Source organism: Priestia sp. 53B2, assembly GCF_056099005.1.
In genome coordinates, this window is the sequence record NZ_JBLZXA010000112.1 from 1 (window position 1) to 241 (window position 241).

Consider the following 241-nt stretch of genomic DNA (forward strand, 5'->3'; position numbering starts at 1 on the left):
AATGCTGGCAACTAAGATCAAGGGTTGCGCTCGTTGCGGGACTTAACCCAACATCTCACGACACGAGCTGACGACAACCATGCACCACCTGTCACTCTGTCCCCCGAAGGGGACCGCTCTATCTCTAGAGTTGTCAGAGGATGTCAAGACCTGGTAAGGTTCTTCGCGTTGCTTCGAATTAAACCACATGCTCCACCGCTTGTGCGGGCCCCCGTCAATTCCTTTGAGTTTCAGTCTTGCG

General features: G+C 53.5%; 1 rRNA gene. It reads right to left on the bottom strand.

Going from position 1 to position 241, the window contains the following annotated elements:
* Window positions 1–241: ribosomal RNA gene (locus ACN6NE_RS31380) — 16S ribosomal RNA — on the bottom strand; the annotation flags it as partial.